The organism is Sphingomonas sp. SP1 (genome assembly GCF_058313395.1).
Genome location: NZ_JBZFLC010000001.1, coordinates 2,145,273 through 2,165,838, shown reverse-complemented (window position 1 = coordinate 2,165,838; position 20,566 = coordinate 2,145,273). Strand labels below are relative to the sequence as shown.

General features: G+C 65.8%; 18 protein-coding genes. 8 read left to right on the top strand and 10 right to left on the bottom strand.

The genetic code is table 11. The annotated features are described in order from the left end of the window. Nucleotides 1-2: 2 nt before the first annotated feature. The gene (locus tag AC4GYS_RS10930; RefSeq protein WP_491109107.1) at nt 3-2,291 is read right to left on the bottom strand and encodes a coiled-coil domain-containing protein; all 2,289 of its coding nucleotides are present in this window, start codon (nt 2,289-2,291) and stop codon (nt 3-5) included. A gap of 70 nt (nt 2,292-2,361) precedes the next feature. On the opposite strand from AC4GYS_RS10930, the gene AC4GYS_RS10925 reads away from it, so the two are divergent. The 3 genes from AC4GYS_RS10925 (at nt 2,362) to AC4GYS_RS10915 (ending at nt 5,901) form a co-directional block, all read left to right on the top strand. After that, a complete protein-coding gene (locus AC4GYS_RS10925) occupies nt 2,362-3,549 on the top strand; it encodes a hypothetical protein (protein ID WP_491109106.1) in 1,188 nt (395 codons plus the stop codon). A gap of 125 nt (nt 3,550-3,674) precedes the next feature. Then, nucleotides 3,675-4,601: a hypothetical protein gene (locus AC4GYS_RS10920; RefSeq protein WP_491109105.1), complete on the top strand. Its 927-nt coding sequence runs from the start codon at nt 3,675-3,677 to the stop codon at nt 4,599-4,601. Then, nucleotides 4,594-5,901 (top strand): sensor histidine kinase, encoded by a 1,308-nt coding sequence (locus tag AC4GYS_RS10915; RefSeq protein ID WP_491109104.1) that lies wholly within the window; start codon nt 4,594-4,596, stop codon nt 5,899-5,901. Before AC4GYS_RS10920 ends, AC4GYS_RS10915 begins: the two co-directional genes overlap by 8 nt. Before the next feature lie 36 nt (nt 5,902-5,937). Here the strand turns inward: AC4GYS_RS10915 and AC4GYS_RS10910 are convergent, their stop codons facing one another. Both AC4GYS_RS10910 and gltX read right to left on the bottom strand, forming a co-directional pair. After that, nucleotides 5,938-7,224: a citrate synthase gene (locus tag AC4GYS_RS10910; RefSeq protein WP_491109103.1), complete on the bottom strand. Its 1,287-nt coding sequence runs from the start codon at nt 7,222-7,224 to the stop codon at nt 5,938-5,940. Then, nucleotides 7,224-8,627: a glutamate--tRNA ligase gene (gene gltX, locus AC4GYS_RS10905; protein ID WP_491109102.1), complete on the bottom strand. Its 1,404-nt coding sequence runs from the start codon at nt 8,625-8,627 to the stop codon at nt 7,224-7,226. Before gltX ends, AC4GYS_RS10910 begins: the two co-directional genes overlap by 1 nt. Nucleotides 8,628-8,684: 57 nt before the next feature. Here gltX and AC4GYS_RS10900 point away from each other — a divergent pair, with 57 nt between their 5' ends. Further along, nucleotides 8,685-10,886 carry a ComEC/Rec2 family competence protein gene (locus tag AC4GYS_RS10900; protein ID WP_491109101.1) on the top strand — a complete coding sequence of 734 codons (2,202 nt, stop codon included), beginning with the start codon at nt 8,685-8,687 and terminating at the stop codon, nt 10,884-10,886. On the opposite strand, the gene AC4GYS_RS10895 is transcribed toward AC4GYS_RS10900, so the two are convergent. Genes AC4GYS_RS10895 through AC4GYS_RS10875 form a run of 5 tightly spaced genes read right to left on the bottom strand, consistent with a single transcriptional unit; the run spans nt 10,835 to nt 14,775 of the window. Further along, nucleotides 10,835-11,185, bottom strand: a complete 351-nt coding sequence (locus AC4GYS_RS10895; RefSeq protein WP_491109100.1) for a VOC family protein — start codon at nt 11,183-11,185, stop codon at nt 10,835-10,837. The two genes, AC4GYS_RS10900 and AC4GYS_RS10895, sit on opposite strands and share 52 nt — an antisense overlap. After that, nucleotides 11,178-11,555: a YraN family protein gene (locus AC4GYS_RS10890; protein WP_491109099.1), complete on the bottom strand. Its 378-nt coding sequence runs from the start codon at nt 11,553-11,555 to the stop codon at nt 11,178-11,180. Before AC4GYS_RS10890 ends, AC4GYS_RS10895 begins: the two co-directional genes overlap by 8 nt. Before the next feature lies 1 nt (nt 11,556). After that, nucleotides 11,557-12,213 (bottom strand): transcriptional repressor LexA, encoded by a 657-nt coding sequence (gene lexA, locus AC4GYS_RS10885; RefSeq protein WP_491109098.1) that lies wholly within the window; start codon nt 12,211-12,213, stop codon nt 11,557-11,559. 55 nt (nt 12,214-12,268) lie between these two features. Next, on the bottom strand, nt 12,269-12,829 hold the full coding sequence (locus AC4GYS_RS10880; protein ID WP_491109409.1) for an anthranilate synthase component II: 561 nt from the start codon (nt 12,827-12,829) through the stop codon (nt 12,269-12,271). A gap of 11 nt (nt 12,830-12,840) precedes the next feature. Continuing rightward, a complete protein-coding gene (locus AC4GYS_RS10875; protein ID WP_491109097.1) occupies nt 12,841-14,775 on the bottom strand; it encodes a peptidylprolyl isomerase in 1,935 nt (644 codons plus the stop codon). Nucleotides 14,776-14,885: 110 nt separating this feature from the next. Between AC4GYS_RS10875 and tpiA the strand changes: the two genes are divergently transcribed. From tpiA to trxB, 4 genes are all read left to right on the top strand, one after another. After that, nucleotides 14,886-15,662, top strand: a complete 777-nt coding sequence (tpiA, locus tag AC4GYS_RS10870) for a triose-phosphate isomerase (protein WP_491109096.1) — start codon at nt 14,886-14,888, stop codon at nt 15,660-15,662. A gap of 38 nt (nt 15,663-15,700) precedes the next feature. Beyond that, entirely contained in the window at nt 15,701-16,111 is a 411-nt protein-coding gene (secG, locus tag AC4GYS_RS10865; RefSeq protein ID WP_491109095.1) for a preprotein translocase subunit SecG, read from the top strand. An 80-nt stretch (nt 16,112-16,191) separates the two neighbouring features. Then, nucleotides 16,192-17,823 (top strand): CTP synthase, encoded by a 1,632-nt coding sequence (gene pyrG / locus AC4GYS_RS10860; protein ID WP_491109094.1) that lies wholly within the window; start codon nt 16,192-16,194, stop codon nt 17,821-17,823. Nucleotides 17,824-17,944: 121 nt separating this feature from the next. Beyond that, entirely contained in the window at nt 17,945-18,910 is a 966-nt protein-coding gene (gene trxB, locus AC4GYS_RS10855) for a thioredoxin-disulfide reductase (protein WP_491109093.1), read from the top strand. Between the two features lie 6 nt (nt 18,911-18,916). Here trxB and truA read toward each other — a convergent pair whose 3' ends face one another. Both truA and fmt read right to left on the bottom strand, forming a co-directional pair. Continuing rightward, the gene (truA, locus tag AC4GYS_RS10850; RefSeq protein WP_491109092.1) at nt 18,917-19,657 is read right to left on the bottom strand and encodes a tRNA pseudouridine(38-40) synthase TruA; all 741 of its coding nucleotides are present in this window, start codon (nt 19,655-19,657) and stop codon (nt 18,917-18,919) included. Then, nucleotides 19,654-20,559, bottom strand: coding sequence for a methionyl-tRNA formyltransferase (fmt, locus tag AC4GYS_RS10845; protein ID WP_491109091.1), 906 nt, complete (start codon nt 20,557-20,559; stop codon nt 19,654-19,656). Before fmt ends, truA begins: the two co-directional genes overlap by 4 nt. Nucleotides 20,560-20,566: the final 7 nt, after the last annotated feature.

The window sequence follows — 20,566 nt, the reverse complement described above, 5'->3', positions numbered from 1 at the left end:
TGTTAGCGGCGCTTCTCCACGATTTGCGCCAGCGCCGCATAAAGCTTGCCCATGTCGCTGGACATCAGGGTGACCGCCATCGGTCCACCGTCCCGCTCCGCCAAGACCCTGCGCAGCATGGCTTCGAAGTCATGCACGAAGCGATTGGAGGCGGCCTGGAATTCACCGTCCTGCTCATAGTGCGCCGACAACGCGCGTGATTCGCTGTTACCGAGCAGGCGCACCGCGCGACGAGTGAATACGCCGCGATCGCCCTTCAGATAGCTGGTCCAGGCCCGTTCATCGACCTCGTCGGACAGGATCTTGCCGACGTCGATCGCGGCCGAGTTCATCGAATCGATCAGCATGGCCGTGCGCCGTGCGAAGGCCTCGCTGTCAGCCGCCTGGCTGGCCTGCTCACGCCGCTCGATATGCGTCTCGAGCGCGGTTGCCGTCTGGCCGATGGTAAGTAGCTGGGCGGTGAGGCGGTCCGAAGCAGTCCGGGCGGCTTCAACGGCCCGGGAGGCGGCGGCCTCCACTTCGGTGAGTTGGTCGCGCACCGTGTCGCGCACGACCTGCTCCAGGACCGCACGGGTCTGGGCCGAGAATTGTTCGGCGCTGTCGGGGATAACGGCCGCGATAGCCTCCCGCGCCCGGTCGGCAGCATGGGCCGACGCTTCGCGTACCTGAACCATGGCCTGGACGAGTGCAGGCGCGGTTTCGGCCTGCAGCCGGGCCGCGTCCGCCTCCGCGCTGGCGATAGCTTGGGACAGCGCGGCAAGCCGCTTTTCCGCGGTCCCGACGCCCTCGTCCAGTCCGGACAACAGCGCGGCGAGACGCTCCTGCTGATCGGCCAGGTCCGATGCAGAACCGGACAGGACTGTCGTTGCCTGGCCAACCGCTTCGTGCATCCAGTCGACCTGGGGCCGGGCGGCCTGAACGGCTGCAAGCAGGCGCTCCGCCCCGCCTTCCGCATCGCCGAGAGCAGTCGACAGCCGGTCGCCCAGATCGCTGTGGAGCGTGCCAAGCGCATTCCGTAGCGTTTCGGTGCGCTTGCTGAGATTTTCCAGGGAGCCGTCGCTGGAGGCTGCCTGTTGCGCCAGATTGTCGAGCTCGCCGCGTACCCGGCCGATCGATGTTGCAATGCTGGCGGCTCGCAGGTCTCCTTCGGCGGCAAGATCGACGAACCGCTGGTCCAGATCGGCCAGGCTGCGCTCGATGCCCGCGACCAGCGACTGGGCGGCCCGATCCTGCTCCGCCAGGCGAGATGACAGCTGGTCCAGCGAGGTTCCGGCCGCGCCGAGCCGCTCGCCCAGCGCTTGGGCGGTATCGACGCCCGCCCGGCTCATTCCAGCGGCGGCCTGATCCACCAGCGCGGCGACGGCGGCCGACTGGACATCGATACCCTGGCGGATCTCACCGAGGGCGTGCGAGGCCCGTTCCAGCAAGGCGTCGACGTCCGCCGAGCTCGCCGAGGCTGCCTCGGATACGCGAATGGCGGCGGCGCCGCCGGCGCTCTCGATCTGGGTAAGGTGGGCGACCAGCCGTTGTGCAGCGCCGCCGACGCTTTCGTCTGCCTCGCGCGCCCGGACCGCGATGTTGTGAAGCTGTGCTTCCAGCTGCGAGGCCTGGCTGCTGGCCTGCAGACCCGATCCGCGCAGTTCCTCCGCCATGGCCCGTGCGCTCGCTTCGGCGCGCGGCAAATCCTGGAGCAGGACGCCGATGTCGCTCCGCGCATTCTCCGCTGCCCGGTCGAGCGCAATTCCTTGCCTTGCAAGCACCTCTGCACCGCCCTCGAATTCGCGCGTAATGCCATGCAATCGGTGGCTCGTCTCGTCACCAAGGCGCATCATTCGCTCGGCCATCTTGGCCAGCGCGGACTGTTCCTCGTCGATCCGCTGCCGAAGAACGCTGAGCAGGCCTTCCAGCCCGCGCGCTTCGGTCTGCATGCGTTGAACGGCGTGCGTGAAACGCTCCGCCTCCCGCCGGCGGGTGCGCCCGAACAGCAGCCAGCCCAGGCCCAGCAGCGCCAGCGGGCCGGCGGCGACGGCCAGCCACTGTGCGATCACTGCTGCGCTGATTGCCTGGCCCCCCAGGGACGTGCCCGCAGACCATGCCACGAACCCGATCCACAGCAGCGCCAGCGCGGAAAGCGACCAGCCGAGAACCTGCCTGCCCCCGGCACCCGTTTCACTTTCGCTCTCATAGCCGGCGTCGGCGGCAGCGTAGCCGTCGTCAGGCACGAACTCCTGTGCCGGCGTGAGCTCCAGGGGTTCAAGCACCGGTTCGGCGCGCTGCGGCTGAGCGATCATGGGAGGGAGTTTACCATCTTTGCCCGCCAGCGGAAGCATGCAAGAGAGCAACGGTGGGGAGGGTTTTTGCATGACGCTTGGCGCCCTGATCGGGGCCTACCAGGAGGATTCGGCTGGCAGTCTTGCCGCCCTGCAGCCGCTCGCCGGCCGAACCCTGATCGAATATCAGGCGCGCTGCGCGGCCGCCGCCGGTGCGGCACCGATCGTCGTATTGGTCGAAAAAGTGCCCGTGGCGCTCGCCGCCGCCATGGAACGCCTTCGCGCCGAGGGAATCTCGGTCGTGCCGGTCAGCGATGCCGCGGAAGCAGCCTCGCGCTTCGAGGCGCATTCCCTGTTGCTGCAGATGGGGGACGGCGTTGCGCCGGCGATGGGATTGGTTGAGCGCGTGGTCGCAGTGGGAGAGCGGGCCGTCGCGACCGTTCCGGACAATGAGGCGCACGCCGCGTTCGAACGCATCGACAACACGCATCGCTGGGCCGGCCTCGCGCTGGTCGACGCGGTCACCCTGTCGTCGACCGCCGCGATGCTGGGCGACTGGGACCTGCAATCGACGCTGCTGCGGCGGACGATCCAGGCCGGCGCGACGCAGGTTACGGCCGATGAGGCATTGGCGCCATTCCTCGCCTCGTCCGCGTCCGACCCGCAGGCCTTTGATCGACATCTGCTGGTCGCATCGCGGCAGGCCCGGCGCGACTGGCCGAGCCGCTATCTGCTTCCGATCGTCGAAGAATTTGCGACCGAGAAGTTGATGCGTTCGCCTGTACGGCCGGCGTGGCTGGTGCTGGCCGCGCTCGGCATGACGCTTCTCGCCGCGCTTTGCTTCAGCCGGGGGTGGCATTGGCCGGGACTTGCGCTGCTCCTGCTCGCGAGCCCGCTCGACCTGATCGCCGAGCGCTTGGGTCAGCTTCGTCTGCAGCCGCTTCCGACCGGTCTGATGGCGCGGCGCCTGCTGTGGCCCGCCGGCGGTCTTGCTCTGCTTGCGCTGGGATGGTGGGAGTCGCGGCATGGTGGAGGGTGGGGCGCATTCGCTTCGGCGCTGGCCGCCATCGCCTTCGCCGAGGCGCAGCGGATCGAACTGGCCGGCTGCCCGTCCCCACCATTCGAAACCTGGCTGTTTGGCTGGCGGCCCGCAGTGGTCGCGTCCTTGCCCTTCGCCGCGTTTGGTTGGTGGACCGGCCTCATCGCCTTCCTGGCGCTGTATGCCACCATCAGCTTTTTCCTCAGCCAGCACTGGGTCCACCGTATTCAGCGGGATTGAGGACGCGTTAACTTAAATCATCTAACGCTGGCCGCATGGCGCCTAACAGGCCGAATGCTGCTCCGGCGGCCGTCCGGGTAAACGACCACGCGCGTGCGGGCGATGGCGGACGACGCCTCGCGACCGTGACCACCGATTTCCTTCTCGATCCCGACGAGCGACTGACGGAGCAGGCACGGGCCCTGATGAGCGCCATGCTGCTTGGCCTCGTCGAGACCCTCGCGGACGAAATTCGCGTGCGCCTGCCACCGGAGATTGCGGACCGGACCGATGCGTCGCCGGCACAGATCGTCGACCGACTGCGCCGCGCCCGGCTGCTTCACGCTCCCAAGCTGATCGAACTGCTGCTGCGGCGCGCGGAGGAGGTCCGGGTTCGAGATTCGATCCATGCGGCGGAGGGTCCGCTGCAAGCGTTCACCGCCGATGCGGTCCCGGCCGTGGCCGCCGCGGCGATGGCGGTCGTCCTCGCCCGTGCTGGTGCCACCGACCGGTTTGGCCGGTCGGGACTGGAAATCAACGACTGCGAGGCGGAAACGGCCGTCCATCTCAGCTATGCGATCGCCGCCGAACTCGCGACGCGCGTGCCCGGGCACGACGAAAGCATGATTGCCGCGGCTGTCGACGTCCTCAGCCGGCACGACGAGGGTCAGCGTCTTCATGCCTTGGAGACGCGCCTTGTGATTGCCTTGGAAAGCGCTGGCCGGCTGAATGGCCAACTGCTCACTCAGCTTGCGAGCGCGGGTGAGGTCGGGTTGCTGGCGGAGGCCCTGGCGAGGCTGGCGGGGATCGGAGGACAGGCCGCCTGGACGATGCTCATGCCACCGTTCCGGCCAGGTGACATGGGGGTCCTTCTTCGGCTGGCGGGGCAGCCGCGGGAGGTGGCGGCGGCAGTCATGGCCGCATTGGCGGTCACCGCGGGCGCCCTGGACCCAGCGACGGAGATCGACGCGTTCGGAGACCTCGCGGAAGCCGACCTCCCGCTGTGGCGCGGGGTCCTGCGGCAGCCGCCCGACTTTGCGCAGGCACTCCAGGCTCTGACGGATCATGGCTGAGGCGATCGTCCTGCCGGTTCGGGGATCGGTCGATCGGGACGGGCGGTTAGCCAGTGCCGACCCGCCGCTCGCGCGGCTCCAGCAGGAAGCCGGCGGCTCCGTCGGCAGCCCGCTCGCGGTTCCGCAACTTGCCGCGCTCGTACGGCTGGCACGCAAGCTCGATATCAAACTATCGCGCCCGGCCCTCGCCGGAACAGCCAATGCGGAGCTTGATTTGTGGGTCCGCGTCGAACCTGACGCCGACCAGGTTCGTCTCATCATCGAGCGCTGGGCAGAACGGCCGGCACCGTCCCTGCGTTGGGGTCAGCTTCCTGCCGCCCGGCCCGATTCGGTTGGCGAAGAGGCCTCTGCTTTCGAATTGGACGCGCAATTGCGGATCGTGCGGTTGGCTCCCGGCGTTGCCCGTCAACTCGGGGCTGGGGCCGACGGGAGTGTGGGAATACCTCTCACCCGGCTGCTCCATCTGCAGGCAGACGACCACGGCGAGCTTCCGCTGCTTACAGCCCTCGCCTCGCGCATCAGCTTCGAGGGTCAGCTTGCCACCACTCGCGACGGGACGGTTTTCATCCTGTCCGCTGACCCGCTGGAGACGGACGGCGCCTTCGCCGGTTATCGGGGGAGCGCCGTCGCCCGGGTCGGCAAGCCCGGAGCAGCATTACCGGCCGACGCCGAGTGGGGCGATCTGCTCCGCGAGCCGATCGACATCATCATGTCGGAGGCGGGCCGTATCTCCGACAAGGCGGAAGGCCCGCTCCGCAGCGACTATGCAGGTTATGCGGCCGACATCGCGGCTGCCGCGCGTCATTTGCTCGACGTGCTCGGTAACATGAACCGCGAGGCCGAAGTCACATCGAAGGAGGTCGAACCTATCGACCTTGCGGCACTTGCGGCCGAAGCGGCAGGGCTGGTGCAACCGCAGGCCGCTGAAGCGGGGGTCACGCTGGAACTGGAGGGCGTCACCAGCCTGCCGGCGATCGGGCAGCCCCGCGCGGTCACGCAGATTTTGGTCAATCTCATCGGCAATGCGGTCCGCTACTCGCCGAAAGGCAGCTTGGTGCGGATCGAGGCGGAAGCCGGCTCACGGGCGTCGGTTACCATTTCCGACCAGGGCCCGGGCATTGCCGCCAAGGACCGCGACCGGATTTTCGAACCCTTTGAGCAGGCCGGCGCCAAGAAGGAAGGTGCAGGCTTGGGCCTCGCCATCTCCCGCCGCCTTGCGCGCTCCATGGGGGGCGACATCAGTCTCGACAGCGCGCCCGGCAAAGGCGCGCGCTTCACCCTGGCCCTTCCGCCACGCTGAGGGTGCGGCCGGACGCCAGTGAGCGTCCTTAAGACCTCAGCGCTGCGTCACTGGCACATAGTCGCGGTGCGCCGCGCCGGTGTAGAGCTGGCGCGGACGGCCGATCTTCTGCTCGGGGTCCGAGATCATCTCGTTCCACTGCGCGACCCATCCGACCGTGCGGGCCAGAGCGAACAGCGCCGTGAACATCTCGGTCGGAAAGCCGATCGCGTTGAGGATCACGCCCGAATAGAAATCGACGTTCGGGTAGAGCTTCTTCTCGATGAAGTACGGGTCGTTGAGTGCGATCTGTTCCAGCTCGCGGGCCGTATCCAGCACCGGGTCGGAGATGTTGAGCTCCTTCAGCACCTCCTCGGCGGTCTGCTGCATGACCTTCGCGCGCGGGTCATAGTTCTTGTAGACCCGGTGCCCGAAGCCCATCAGGCGGAAAGGATCGTCCTTGTCCTTGGCCCGGTCGATGTATTCCGGGATGCGCTCCGGACGACCAATCTCGCGCAGCATGTTGAGCGCCGCTTCATTGGCGCCACCGTGGGCCGGACCCCACAGGCAGGCGATGCCGGCCGCGATGCACGCGAAAGGATTGGCGCCGGAAGATCCCGCCAGACGAACGGTGGAGGTCGACGCATTCTGCTCATGGTCGGCATGGAGGATGAAGATCCGGTCCATCGCCCGCTCGATGATCGGGTTGACGACATATTTCTCGGCCGGAACGCCGAACGTCATCCGCAGGAAATTGCCGGTGTAGCTGAGCGTGTTGTCCGGATAGAGGAACGGCTGCCCGATGCTGTATTTGTGCGCCATCGCCGCGATGGTCGGCATCTTGGCGATCAACCGGTGGGACGCGATTTCGCGCTGCTTGGGATCGGTGATGTCCGTGCTGTCGTGATAGAATGCAGACAGGGCGCCGACCACGCCGCACATGATCGCCATCGGATGGGCGTCCCGGCGGAACCCACGGAAGAACATCGCCAACTGCTCGTGCAGCATGGTGTGGCGCGTGATCGTGTAGGTGAACTTGTCCAGCTCGGCCTGGGTCGGCAGCTCGCCATGCAGCAGCAGATAGCTCACTTCGGGGAAGCTCGACTGCTCCGCCAGCTGGTCGATCGGATAGCCGCGGTGCAGGAGAATGCCCTCCTCGCCGTCGATATAGGTAATCGCGCTGCGGCAGCTGGCGGTCGAGGTGAAGCCCGGATCATAGGTGAAGGCGCCGGTCTGACCGTACAGCTTCCTGATATCGAGCACGTCCGGACCAACGCTGCCGGACAGGACGGGAAGGTCGACCTGTTTGTCGGCAAATGTCAGGTTGGCGTTCACGTCGGACATCAAGCTTGCTCCATCATCTGATCTTGAATGCGGGCCAGGCTCTCGCCCTGCCCCAGAAGCACGAGCACGTCAAAGATGCCCGGGCTGGTAGTCCTGCCGGTCAGGGCGGCGCGAAGCGGCTGGGCCAGCTTGCCAAGCTTCAGGTCCAGTTGGGCCGCCACCTGCTTCACCGCGGCTTCGGTGCCGTCGTGCGTCCAGTCGCCCAAAGCCGCCAGGGCCGCATGGACGAGGTTGAGGTTGCGCCGCGCATCATCGGTCAGCAATGCAGCGGCGGCGGGTTCCATCGCCAGCGGCCTCGTCGCGAACAGGAATTCCGACGCGCCGGCGAGTTCGTTGAGGTCCTTGGCCCGGGCCTTCAGCTCCGGCATCGCCCGCTCGAGCAGCTCGAGCTCAGCGGGCGCCAACCCGCCGCGGCGCTCGGCGACCATCGCGGCCAGCCGGGAGTCCTCCGCCTGCCGGAGATAATGCCCGTTGAGGTTCTCCAGCTTCTTCGTGTCGAACCGGCTGGGAGACCGGCCGACATGGTCCAGGTCGAACCATTCGGTCGCCTGTTCGCGGCTGATGATCTCATCGTCTCCATGCCCCCAACCGAGCCGCAGCAAGTAATTCGACAGGGCTTCGGGCAAGATGCCGAGCTCGTCGCGGTAGGCGTCGACGCCGAGCGCACCGTGGCGCTTGGATAGCTTGGCTCCGTCCTGACCGTGGATCAGGGGGACATGGGCATAGGTCGGCTCCGGCCACCCCATTGCGTGAATGATCGCCCGCTGGCGGAAGGCGTTGTTGAGATGGTCGTCGCCGCGAATGACGTGGGTGACGCCCATGTCGTGGTCGTCGACGACCACAGCGAGCATATAGGTCGGCGTTCCGTCGGACCGGAGCAGGATGAAGTCGTCGAGTTCGCTGTTCTGGACGGTGACCCGGCCTTGCACCTTGTCCGCGATGACGGACTCGCCATCGCGCGGTGCTTTGAGGCGGATCACATATTGGGCGTCGGACGCCGGGCCATCCGGGCGGTCTCGCCACGGACTGTTGATACGGAACGGCCGCCGCTCCGCCTGCGCCTTCTCGCGCTCGGCACGCAACTCCTCTGGGGTCATGTAACAGCGATAGGCCTGACCGCGCTCCAGCAACTCGTGCGCGACCTCCGCGTGCCGTGCCCAGAATTGCGACTGGTAATATTCGTGCCCGTCCCAGTCGAGATTGAGCCAGCGCATGCCGTCGAGGATCGCGTCGATCGCCTCGGCCGTGGACCGCGCCTTGTCGGTGTCCTCGATCCGCAGCAGGAACTTGCCACCGTGGCGGCGGGCGAAGAGCCAGTTGAACAAGGCGGTTCGGGCGCCGCCGATGTGCAAGAAGCCAGTCGGGCTCGGCGCGAAGCGGGTTACAACGGTGCTTGCGCTCACGCGCGCTTTCCTCTTTGACTGTGCGCGCCGGATTGCGCGAGGCCGGGGGCCCGTAACATGACTATTGCCACGCTTCCACGCCGCTTGCCGGCGTTTGCGCAGTGGCGCGTCCCGGCGCTCTTCGCAAGTGCGGAATCCTTTCTTGAGCGAGAGCGCGAGCAGCTGGCGCTCTGGTGGGTGGTCGGTCTTGGCCTTGGGATCGCGACCTGGTTCGCCTTGCCGACCCCTCGCACCTGGACCGCAGCCCTCTGCTTTGCCGTAGGGATCGCCGGCCTTGCCGCCGCCGGCGGATCCGGCCGCATCGCGCGGTCCATAGCCGGGTTTGCGATTGCTGCCGCGCTTGGCCTCGCGCTAATCTGGGTCCGGAGCGAGTGGGTCGCGGCGCCCCGGCTGGAACAACCATTGATTGCCCGCTTCTCGGCTCGGGTCGTCGACCTGCAGCCGCTCGCGGCCCGGGACAGCATCCGGCTGACCCTTGCGCCCGACGACGCCGCGTTGCCGCCCCTGGTGCGCGTCAATATCGACGATGACGAGGTCCCGGCCGGATTGGCCATCGACGCCCATGTCCGGCTTCGCGCCCGCCTGATGCCTCCCATGGCGATGCCCTTGCCCGGCGCCCACGATTATGCCCGCGACGCCTGGTTCCGTGGCTTCGGCGGTACGGGGCGAGCGCTTGGGCCCGTGGAAGTGCTAAAAGCGGGCAAGGCGACGGGCCTGGCCGGCGTTCGCGACCGGCTGGACCGACATATACGTGAACAACTGCCAAGCCCCGAAGGCGCCATCGCCACCGCGCTCGCTACCGGCGACCAGGGCGCCATCCCGGATGACGATGCGGACGCCATGCGTCGGTCCGGACTGGCGCACCTTCTGTCGGTGAGCGGCCTGCACATCGCGGCCGTCGTCGGCGCGGCCTTTCTCCTGACTCTTCGGCTGCTGGCGCTGTCCGAACGCCTCGCGCTGCGCGTCAATCTGGTCCTCGCTGCCGCCGCCGCAGGTGCGGCGGCGGGTGTCGCGTACACGGTGCTGACGGGAATGCAGGTGCCGACCGTTCGGAGCTGTATCGCGGCGTTGCTCGTACTGGCCGGGATCGCGCTTGGCCGGGAAGCGCTCAGCCTGCGGCTGATTGCGACCGGCGCAGTGATCGTCATGCTGATACGACCGGAGTCGCTTGCTGGACCAAGCTTTCAGCTCAGCTTCGCTGCCGTTACCAGCATCGTGACCCTCTACAGCCTGCCATGGTTCAAACGTCACTTCGAACGCCGCGACGAGGGCTGGGCGATCGGCGGAGCGCGCAGCTTTGGCGTCATGCTGCTCACTGGCCTGGCGGTGGAATTCGCGCTGCTTCCGTTTGCCTTGTATCACTTCCATAAAGCCGGCCTGTATGGCGTCCTGGCGAACCTGGTCGCCATTCCGATGACGACCTTCGTGATCATGCCGCTGAAGGCAGGGGCGCTGCTTCTCGACGGTGTGGGCCTGGGCGCACCCCTGTGGACCTTGACCGGCTGGGCGCTATCCTGGCTGCTGGCCCTGGCGCATGCCGTCGCTGGGGCGAAAGGGGCCGTTGCGCTTCTGCCCGCCATGCCGACCTGGGCCTTTGGGTGCATCGTTGCTGGTGGACTATGGCTGTGCTTGTGGAACAGCAAACCTCGCCTTTTTGGGGCGGTACCGATCATGATCGGCATCGCCGGCGCCGCTGCAGAGCCACGGCCGGACCTGCTCATCACTGGGGATGGCCGACACCTCGCAATCGTCGGCGAGGACGGCACCCCGTTCTTGCTAAGGGGTCGAGCAGGCGATTTCGTCCGTGACATGGTCGGTGAAAACAGCGGCTTCGATGGCGAGGCACTCGAACTGGCGGAAGCGCACGGCGCTCATTGTTCACGTGACGCCTGCATTGCGGACTTCAGCCGCGGCGGCCGAGTGTGGCGGGTTCTCGCCCTGAAATCGAACCAGCGCCTTGAATGGTCTGAACTTACCGCCGCCTGCGCGCGGAGCGACATCGTGGTCGCCGAACGGAGGCTGCCAAAGGGCTGCGCTCCCCGCTGGTTGAAACTCGACCGAGCCGCGCTGCGGGAGACCGGTGGGCTTGCCGTCACCTTGAGTAAGGATCCTGAGATCAGGACCGTTGCCGAGAGGGTCGGAGAGCATCCCTGGGGTCAGTTTGAGCGAACCAGGTTGCCTACGATGCCAGTGGCCGCGCGCCTCGATTATTCTTCCGACCAGACGGCAAGTTCGCTGCCGGCGGGATCGATGAAGTGAAAGCGCCGACCCCCGGGGAAGCTGAAGATCTCTCGCGCCACGGTGCCGCCGGCGGACACCACTGCCCGAAGCGCAGCTTCGAGATCGTGCACCCGGATGACCGGCAAGGGGGCAGATAGTGCCTCGTCGGTCATGCCGTTCAGGCCGACATCGACGTCACCTGTCGTGGTCGACGCATAATCGGGACCATAGCTGGTAAATGTCGAGCCGAACGCCCTGCTGTAAAAAACACGGGTGAGCTCATGGGCCGTAAGGCTCGGCAGCTCGATATAATTGATCCGCGCCATGGGGTCAGCCATACCACACGTCCGGTAAATGCCGTGGCAGATGGCCGGGAACAATCAGCATGGCGTCAATTCGTACGGTGTCGCATCCGTCCATATAGCGCGGAGCAAGCCGTTCAGCCGCAACGGCGACACGCTGCAAACGATGCCGGTCGAGCGCCCAGGCTGCTGCTTCCTCGGTCGCTCGCTGTTTGACTTCCACGAAAGCCAGGGTGCGGCCGCGGCGAACAATCAGGTCAACCTCTCCCCCGGCGACGCGCATCCGTTGCGCAAGAATAGTCCAGCCACGCATTCGAAACCACCAGGCGGCAAGAGCTTCCGCCCTTCGCCCGCGCTGTTCGGCCTGCTGCCGCCGCGGGCTCGGTTTCGCCGACGCGGTGGACAATTCAATAACGCCGAATCAGCCCGGCCAATCGGCCCTGGATAGCGACCCGTCGAGACTCGTAACGTTGCGGTTCGTAGGAACGGTTCGCCGGGTCCAGCCGGACCATCGCGCCTTCCCGGTGGAACGTCTTGAGTGTCGCCTCCTCTCCATCGATCAGAGCAACAACGATATCGCCTTCGCGCGCATCCTCGACCTTGCGGATGAGCGCATAATCACCGTTCAGGATACCCTCTTCGACCATCGAGTCACCGGATACCTCGAGTGCGTAATGCTCGCCCGGACCCAGTAAGGCAGCCGGGACCGCGAGCGCCTCCGTGCCTTGAAGCGCCTCGATCGGAGTACCCGCGGCAATCTTGCCGTGAAGCGGGATCTCGATTGTGTCGTTGGCAGCGGCAAGCGCCGGCCGAACGGAAGCCGCTGCGATCACGCCCTGATTTCCCGATGCGTCAGGCATGCGCAATACCTCGAGCGCCCGGGCGCGATTGGGAAGACGCCGGATGAACTGGCGCTCCTCCAACGCCGAGATCAGCCGGTGCACGCCGGACTTGGACTTCAGCTCGAGCGCTTCCCGCATCTCGTCGAAGCTTGGACTGACGCCCGTCGCACTGACGCGGTCGTTGATGAATTGCAGAAGCTCGCGCTGCTTGGCCGTGAGCATGATCGGGCTCCATCGTGAACAGACGGAGAACAACTACAGAACGTTCCCGGTTCCGTCAACAGCAGATGGACAGGAAGCGAGCGAGAAGATCGTGGCCACGTTCCGACGCAACGCTTTCCGGGTGGAACTGCACGCCGTGAACGGGCGCCTCACTGTGTCGTAAACCCTGAATTCCGGCCGCGTCCCAAGCATTCGCCTGTAGGGAAGCGGGAATCGTCGTCACCATCAGGCTGTTGTAACGGGCGGCTTTGAACGGGGAGGGGAGGCTCTCGAACAACCCGGTTCGGTCATGGTTTATCTCGACTGCCTTGCCGTGCACAGGGCGACCTTGATCCACTGTGCCACCGGCCGCCACCGCGATTGCCTGGTGGCCAAGACAGACCCCTAGAAGGGGGCGCCTCGCTGTAATGCAGGCCCGGGCGAGGGCTACTGAAACACCCGCTGATTCGGGACGGCCAGGGCCAGGCGACAGGACGAAACCGTCGACCGGTTGGCCCAGCGCGCGGTCAAGAGACAAAGCATCGGCCCGCGCGACTTCAACCTTGGCGCCGAGTGTCAGGAAATAGTCGGCCAGAGTGAACGTGAAGCTGTCGTTGTTGTCGACGACCAGCAGCAGCGGCACCCCAGCTAGCCGCCGGTTGTGAAGCGGGCGCGCGCGGCTTGGATTGCAGCGTCGTTGCGTTCGATGCCCAATTCCTTCTGAGCGGCGGAGAGGAACTGCAAGGCGAGTTCCTCTCCGGACGCCCGATTGAAATCGGTCTGGACCTGCGCGACGAGGGTCGGCTGCGTCGATGCGTCGCCCGGCGTGATCCGGTTGAGCTTGACCAGGAAATAGCCTTCATTGTTCGGGGCCGGCACCAGCCGCACCTTCCCCTGGGCAAGGCTGAAGAGCATTTGCAGCGGGGCCGGCACCTCGCCCTGCACTTGGGCAAGCTGAAGGCGACGGACCTTCAGCGGAGCCGGAGCCGGAGCGCCAGTAATTTGCGTTTCCCGCATCGCCTGAGCGATCGGCATGCCGGCTGAAACCTTCGTCACCACGCTATTGCCCGCGGCCCGGGCTCGGTCGAGCGCGCGCCTCGCAGCGAAGTCGGCCGCGACACGATCCCGGATCCGAGCCAGCGGCGCGGGTGCGGAGGGCGTGACGTCGCCGACCGCAAGCAGCGCGTACCCAGCGTCGTTGGGGAGGGTTTCCACAACCGGATCGTCGGAGGGCGACATCTGGAAACCGTCGCGCACTAACTGCGCGTATTCCGTCGGTAGTTTGAAGGACGGGTCAGCCGACGACTGGCCACCAGCGGTGATTGGCGGCGTCTGCGTCACCTGCAACCGATTGGCCTGCGCCACTTCGGCGAAGTTACGTCCGTCCGCGATCTGGTCCTCGATCCTGGTCACGAGGTCGGCCATCGCGTTCTTGCGCTTTTCCGCGGTCAGCTTCTCGACGATTTCGGCGCGCGCGGCCGCCAGCGTGCGACCGGCGGCCCGATTGACGCTTTCGACCTTGATGACGTCCCAGCCGGTGCTGGACTGGATCGGCCCGACAACGGCTCCCGCCGGCGCCCCGAACACCTGGGCGGCGACCTGCGCGCCGGCCAATCCGGACAACTCCGTACGATTCTGCGGCCCCAGACTTACATCGGCGGCGGAGAAGCCGGCTGGCGCGGCGGCGGCGGCGAAGCTGCCGCCGGCTTTCGCGCGGGCGGCGATCTGGGCGGCCTGGGCCTGGTCTCCGACCGAAGCCCGGCTGAGCACTCTGGTCTCGGTGCCACCATAGGTTGCCTGATTGGCGTTGTAGTAAGCGGTGATTTCCTGCTCGGTCGGAGCAATATTGCCAAGTTGCGCGTCGGAAATGCGGGCGATGCGCAGGACGCGTTGTTCCGGGACCATATAGCGCTGGCGATTCTGCCCATAGAAGCGCTGCAGGTCGGCATCGGTCGGCGCCGGACCGGCGGTGAAGGCTGCCGCGGGGATCAATGCGATTTCCCCTTCGCGCTCCTCGAGCAGCATGGAAGCGTAAGGACGCGCGACCCCGACTGGAATGCGCGTATTCGCGACCAGGGGCGATAGCACCAGGCGCTGCAACAACATGGTGGTAATCTCGTCGCGAACCTGCGCATCGGTCAGCCGCTGCGACTGCAGAAAGCTTTGGTAGGCCGCTTCGCTGAACCGTCCGTCGAGGCCGCGAACGCCCGGAATTTTTACGATCTCACTGTCGATTAACTTCTTGGAGGGCATCAGGCCGTGCTCGATCGCGTATGCCTTGAGCGTCTTCTGCTGGATGAGGCTGTCGACAATGGCGTTGAACTGCGGCGCCAGGTCCGCATAGGTCGCATCGGGCTTTTGTTCGCGCAGCCGCGCGAGCTCACGCTGCATCACGCTGGACAGTTCGGCCTCGGTCACCTGCTCGGAACCCACCTTCGCCAGCACGCCCTGGCTCAGGCTTCCACCCTGTCGAAAGTTGCTGAGATCGGCCAGTGCGAAGCTGGCAAGGATGGTCAGCAGAAACACGACCACGATCACGGTGCCGACCTTGGATTTCGAAAGGCGGCGGAAGGTTGCAAACATGGTCGTCGATGATCCTGCGAACTGTTGTGAGGAGCGCGTGTAGGGGCGCGAGCGCTTCCCATCAATATGCATGGGCGCTAGGCGGCTCTCCGCTAACTGGAGGTGAATGAATGACCAAGGCCGTGAAGCTCGTCGCTGGCAATTGGAAGATGCACGGCACCTCGGCCGACCTCGCCGAAGTGGAGGCCATTGCCGCCGCCGCGCAACAGCTGGCCGGGCGCGTGGACGTGGCCCTGTGCTTGCCGGCAACATTGATCCATCGAGCGGCCGAGCAGGTGCCCGGTTTCAAGGTCGGCGCGCAGGATATCCACATGGCCGACAAGGGCGCCCATACCGGAGACGTCTGTGCGGCCATGTTACACGACGCCGGGGCGTCACTGGTAATCGTCGGCCATAGCGAGCGACGCGAAGCTCATCGCGAGGACGACGCCACCGTTCGGGCGAAGGCCGAGGCGGCGCTTCGCTCCGGGCTCGATGTCATTCTGTGCATCGGGGAGAGCGATACGGAGCGGGAAGCGGGACGGGCGGTCGAGGTGGTCACGGCGCAGCTTCGCAAATCACTGCCGACGGAAGGCGGCTCCGCTCACAAACTCGCAATCGCTTATGAGCCGATATGGGCGATCGGAACGGGCAAGGTTCCCTCGACGGGCGACATCGGCGAAATGCACACTGCTCTTCGCCAGACGCTGATCGAAGAGCTGGGGCAGCCGGGCAGCGACCTGCGCATCCTTTATGGCGGCTCCGTCAAGGGCTCGAACGCTGCGGAAATCTTTGCGGTCTTGGATGTCGATGGCGCTCTTGTCGGCGGGGCAAGCCTCAAGGCGGCCGACTTCCTGCCGATCGTGGCGGCCGCGGCCGGCGTTGAAACGGACACGCTCGCCCGCTAAGTGCCTGCGCGAAACCTTATCCGAAAGCTTGCCGTCCCATGTTCACCTTCCTCCTGATCCTCGAAGCATTGGTGGCCTTCGCCCTGTGCGCGGTCATCCTGATGCAGCGTTCGGAAGGCGGCGGGCTTGGCGTCGGCGGCAGTTCGGCCGGCCTCATGACGGCACGCGGGGCGGCCGACTTCCTGACCCGCGCGACCTCCATCCTTGGTGCTGTATTCGTCATCTTGTGCATTGCACTCGCGGCAGTGGCGGGCACTCGCGGAGCCAGCCAGTCGGTTGATGCGTCGGTTGCCAACCAGGTCGCTCCGGCGGCGCCGATCAGCCCGCTCGAGCCTGGTGGCAATCCGTTGAGCGCGCCCCCCGCCGGCCCGAACACGGCGCCGCCAGACAACGCGGAGCCCGGGACTCAGCAGCCGGCCGACAACGGCGCCGTTCCGCTCGCCCAATAGGTCACAGGCGACGGAAATGTTCGCTTCGAGCGGGAAACCGCTTGCTTGTTCCTGCGCGTAACTCTTAAGGCCCGACTCCCATGGCGCGGTTTATTTTTGTTACCGGCGGCGTGGTCTCCAGCCTCGGCAAAGGTCTTCTCTCGGCATCGCTTGCAGCCTTGCTGCAGGCGCGCGGCTACAAGTGCCGCATCCGCAAATTCGACCCTTATCTGAATGTCGATCCGGGGACGATGAGCCCCTATCAGCACGGCGAGGTCTATGTGACCGACGACGGTGCGGAGACCGACCTTGACCTCGGTCACTACGAGCGCTTCAGCGGTGTGTCGGCGCGGCAGTCGGACAACATCACGACCGGTCGGATTTACCGCGACATTATCGCAAAGGAACGGCGCGGCGACTATCTCGGCGCCACGGTGCAGGTCGTGCCGCACGTCACCAATGCGATCAAGGAGTTCGCATTGGCGGAAACCGACGGCCTGGATTTCGTGATCTGCGAAATCGGCGGCACCGTCGGTGACATCGAGAGCCTGCCGTTCATCGAGGCGCTTCGCCAGCTTCGCAATGACCTCGGCCGGGGCAACACGGTCAGTGTCCACACCACATTGGTGCCATGGATCAAGGCCGCCGGCGAACTCAAGACCAAGCCGACCCAGCATTCGGTCCGCGAAATTTCCAGCCTCGGGGTTCAACCCGACGTGCTGCTGTGCCGCGCAGAGATGCCGATCCCGGACAGCGACAAGGCCAAGATCGCGCAGTTCTGCAACGTGCCCAAGTCCGCCGTCATCGAGGCGCTGGACGCCCGGTCGATCTACGACGTGCCGTTGCAATATCACCGCGAGGGCCTCGACGACGAGGTCCTTGCCGCTTTCGGAATCACCGACGCGCCCGCACCTGAGCTCACCCGCTGGGAGGAGATCATGGATCGCCTCGACCATCCGGAAGGGGAGGTCACGATCGGTGTGGTCGGCAAATATGTCGGCCTGCCCGACGCCTATAAATCGCTGCGTGAGGCACTGGTCCACGGAGGCATCGCCAACCGGGTCAAGGTCAACATCAAGTGGCTCGACGCCGAACTGTTCGAGAAGGGTGATGACCTCGCCGGCGAGCTTGAGCCCATGCACGCGATTCTCGTCCCCGGCGGCTTTGGCGAGCGCGGTTCCGAGGGCAAGATTGCATCCGTCAGGTTCGCCCGTGAGCGGAAGGTGCCTTTCTTTGGCATCTGCCTTGGTATGCAGATGGCCTGCATAGAGGGTGCCCGGAACACGGCCGGGATCGCCCAGGCATCAACCACCGAATTCGGGGATACGCCCGAACCGGTGGTCGGGCTCATTACCGAGTGGATGAGCAAGGAGGGGCTTGAGCAGCGGGCTGCTGACGGTGACTTGGGCGGCACCATGCGGCTGGGCGCCTATGAGGCGGTGCTTGGCGGCAACAGTCATGTCGCGGCCATCTATGGGACGACGGAAATCATCGAGCGCCACCGCCACCGCTACGAGGTTAACGCGCATTACAAGGACGCGCTGGAGCAGGGCGGCCTGGTTTTCAGCGGCATGTCCCCCGACGGGCGGTTGCCCGAAATCGTCGAGCGGCCAGATCACCCCTGGTTCGTCGGGGTCCAATTCCATCCCGAGCTCAAGAGCCGTCCGTTCGAGCCGCATCCGCTTTTCGCCAGCTTCATCGAAGCGGCGGTGAAGCAGAGCCGGCTCGTTTGAAATGCTTCGTCATTGCGAGCGCAGCGAAGCAATCCAGCAGCACAAGATGGATTGCTTCGCCTGCGGCTCGCAATGAGGAGGGAGGCTTGAAGCCCTTTTATCAAGAGACCACAACCAGACCATGAGCGACACTCTCCACACTCGCATGGCCGTGCTCGGCTCCGGCCCGGCCGGCCTGACCGCCGCCATCTATGCCGCGCGCGCCGGGCTTCAGCCGATCGTCATCCAGGGTATCCAGCCTGGCGGGCAGCTGACGACCACGACCGACGTGGAGAACTACCCGGGCTTCCGCGACGTCATCCAGGGCCCGTGGCTGATGGAGGAGATGCAGGCCCAGGCCGAGCATGTCGGAACCCGCATGGTGTGGGACCACATCAGCGAGGTCGACCTTTCCCGTCGCCCGTTCCGGCTGATCGGCGATAGCGGGACCGTCACCACCGCCGACACGCTGGTGATCGCCACCGGCGCCCAGGCAAAGTGGCTCGGCCTTCCGTCGGAAGAGCATATGAAGGGGAAGGGCGCGAGCGCCTGCGCGACCTGCGACGGCTTCTTCTATCGCGGCAAGAAGGTGGCAGTGATCGGCGGTGGCAACACCGCGGTGGAAGAGGCGCTCTACCTCACCAACCACTCCCAGGATGTTACCCTGATCCACCGCCGCGATTCGCTGCGGGCCGAGCGCATCCTGCAGGACCGACTGTTCGCCAACCCGCACATCAAGGTCATCTGGAACCACGAAGTGGAGGAGTTCCTTTCCGGTGGCGAGCCCGAGGCACTGACCGGTCTTCGTCTCAAGGACCGCCTTACTGGCGCGAGCCAGGATATCGAGGTTGATGGCGCCTTTGTCGCTATCGGCCACAAGCCAGCCACCGAGCTTTTCCAAGGCAAGCTCAAGCTCGACTTAGAAGGCTATATCGAAGTGGAGACCGGCACCACGCGAACCAGCGTCGATGGCGTGTTCGCCTGTGGTGACGTGATGGATAAGATCTATCGCCAAGCGGTCACGGCTGCCGGAACGGGCTGTATGGCAGCGCTGGACGCGGAGAAATATTTGGCCGCGCAGGAATATGAGGCAATCGCGGCGGAATAGCTTCGCTCAAGGGTAAACGGCCTCGACGAAGTACAAGCCGTCAGGCGGAGCGTTGAAGCCGAGAGCCGCCCGATCGCGTGCCTCTAGCGCCTGCCGCATCTGCTCCGGCCGCCACTGGCCTTGGCCGACCAGCGCCAGGCATCCCACCATGGAACGGACCTGATGGTGAAGGAAGCTCCGTGCCGCCGCATGGATGCGGATCTCTTCCCCGATGTGCTCTACGTCCAGCCGATCTAGCGTTTTCAACGGGCTGTCTGATTGGCAATGGACCGAGCGGAAGGTGGTGAAATCGTGCCTGCCGACCAGCATGGCGGCAGATTCCTGCATGGCGGCGATATTGAGGTCGGGTCCGATTCGCCATGCCTTGCCCCGCTCCAGCGTAAGCGGTGCGCGGCGGTTGACGATGCGATACAGGTAGCGTCGACCGACGCAGGAAAATCGCGCATGCCAGTCGGCCGCAACAGGGTGCGCGCTCAACACCGCCACTGGATCGGGCCGCAGGAGCGCATTGAGGCCCTCTCTCAAGCGGTGCGGAGTCATGTCTTTGGCGAGCTCAAGGTGCGCCGCCATGCCGAGGGCATGCACGCCGGCATCGGTCCTTCCTGCGGCGTGAGCGGTGATGTCTTCACCGCTAATGGCTTTGGCAGCGCGTTCCAGCGACGCCTGGACTGACGGGCCGTGGTCCTGCCGCTGCCAGCCCATGAACGGCGCGCCGTCCCACTCAAGGATCAGCTTCCAGCGCGTCACGCCAGCAGGGTACCCTTGGGCACCGGGAAACCGCGTAACAGTTCGGCGGGGTTCATCGGCCCCCGGCCGGCGCGTTGCACGAGCTCGGGGCGGATGGAGTCCTTGCCGCAGGCCACGGTCAACCGGTCATCCAGCACCTCGCCCGGGCTACCCGTTTCCGTTGCGATCTGCGCTGCGAGCAGCTTCACGCGTTCGCCATTTGCCTCGAACCAGGCACCTGGAACGGGCGCGAAGGCGCGCACCTGCCGCTCGATCTGCACGGCCGGCTGGCTCCAGTCGATCCGCGCCTCCGCCTTGTCGATCTTGGGGGCATAGGTGACGCCGTGCTGCGGCTGTAACTCGGGGGGCGAATTGGCCGGGTCTGCGAGATAGTCGAGCATCAGTCCGGCACCGAGTTTCGCAAGATCTTCCGTCAGTTCGCCGGCGTTCCTGCGACCTACTGAAAGTTCGGCGCGCATCAGCATGGGGCCGGTGTCCAGGCCGGCCTGCATCTGCATAATGGTGACGCCCGTGACCTCATCGCCGGCCAGGATCGCGCGGTGGATCGGCGCCGCCCCGCGCCATCTCGGCAGCAAGGATGCGTGCACGTTCACGCAACCCCTGGGTGGAGCGTCCAGAACCGGCTGCGGCAGGATCAAGCCATATGCCGCGACTACTGCGATGTCAGCGTTGAGAGCGGCAAAGGCCTCCTGTTCGGCGGCGTCGCGTAGCCGGGCGGGGGTCCGAACCGGCAGGCCCAGCTCTTCAGCCCGCTGCTGCACCGCGGTCGGCTGCAGTCTCTTGCCACGCTGGGCCGGGCGCGGCGGCTGGCAATATACCGCCAGCACGTCGTGGCCCGCCTCGACCAGAGCGTCCAATGTGGGCACGGCGAAGCCCGGCGATCCCATGAAAATCACCCGCATGGCGCGC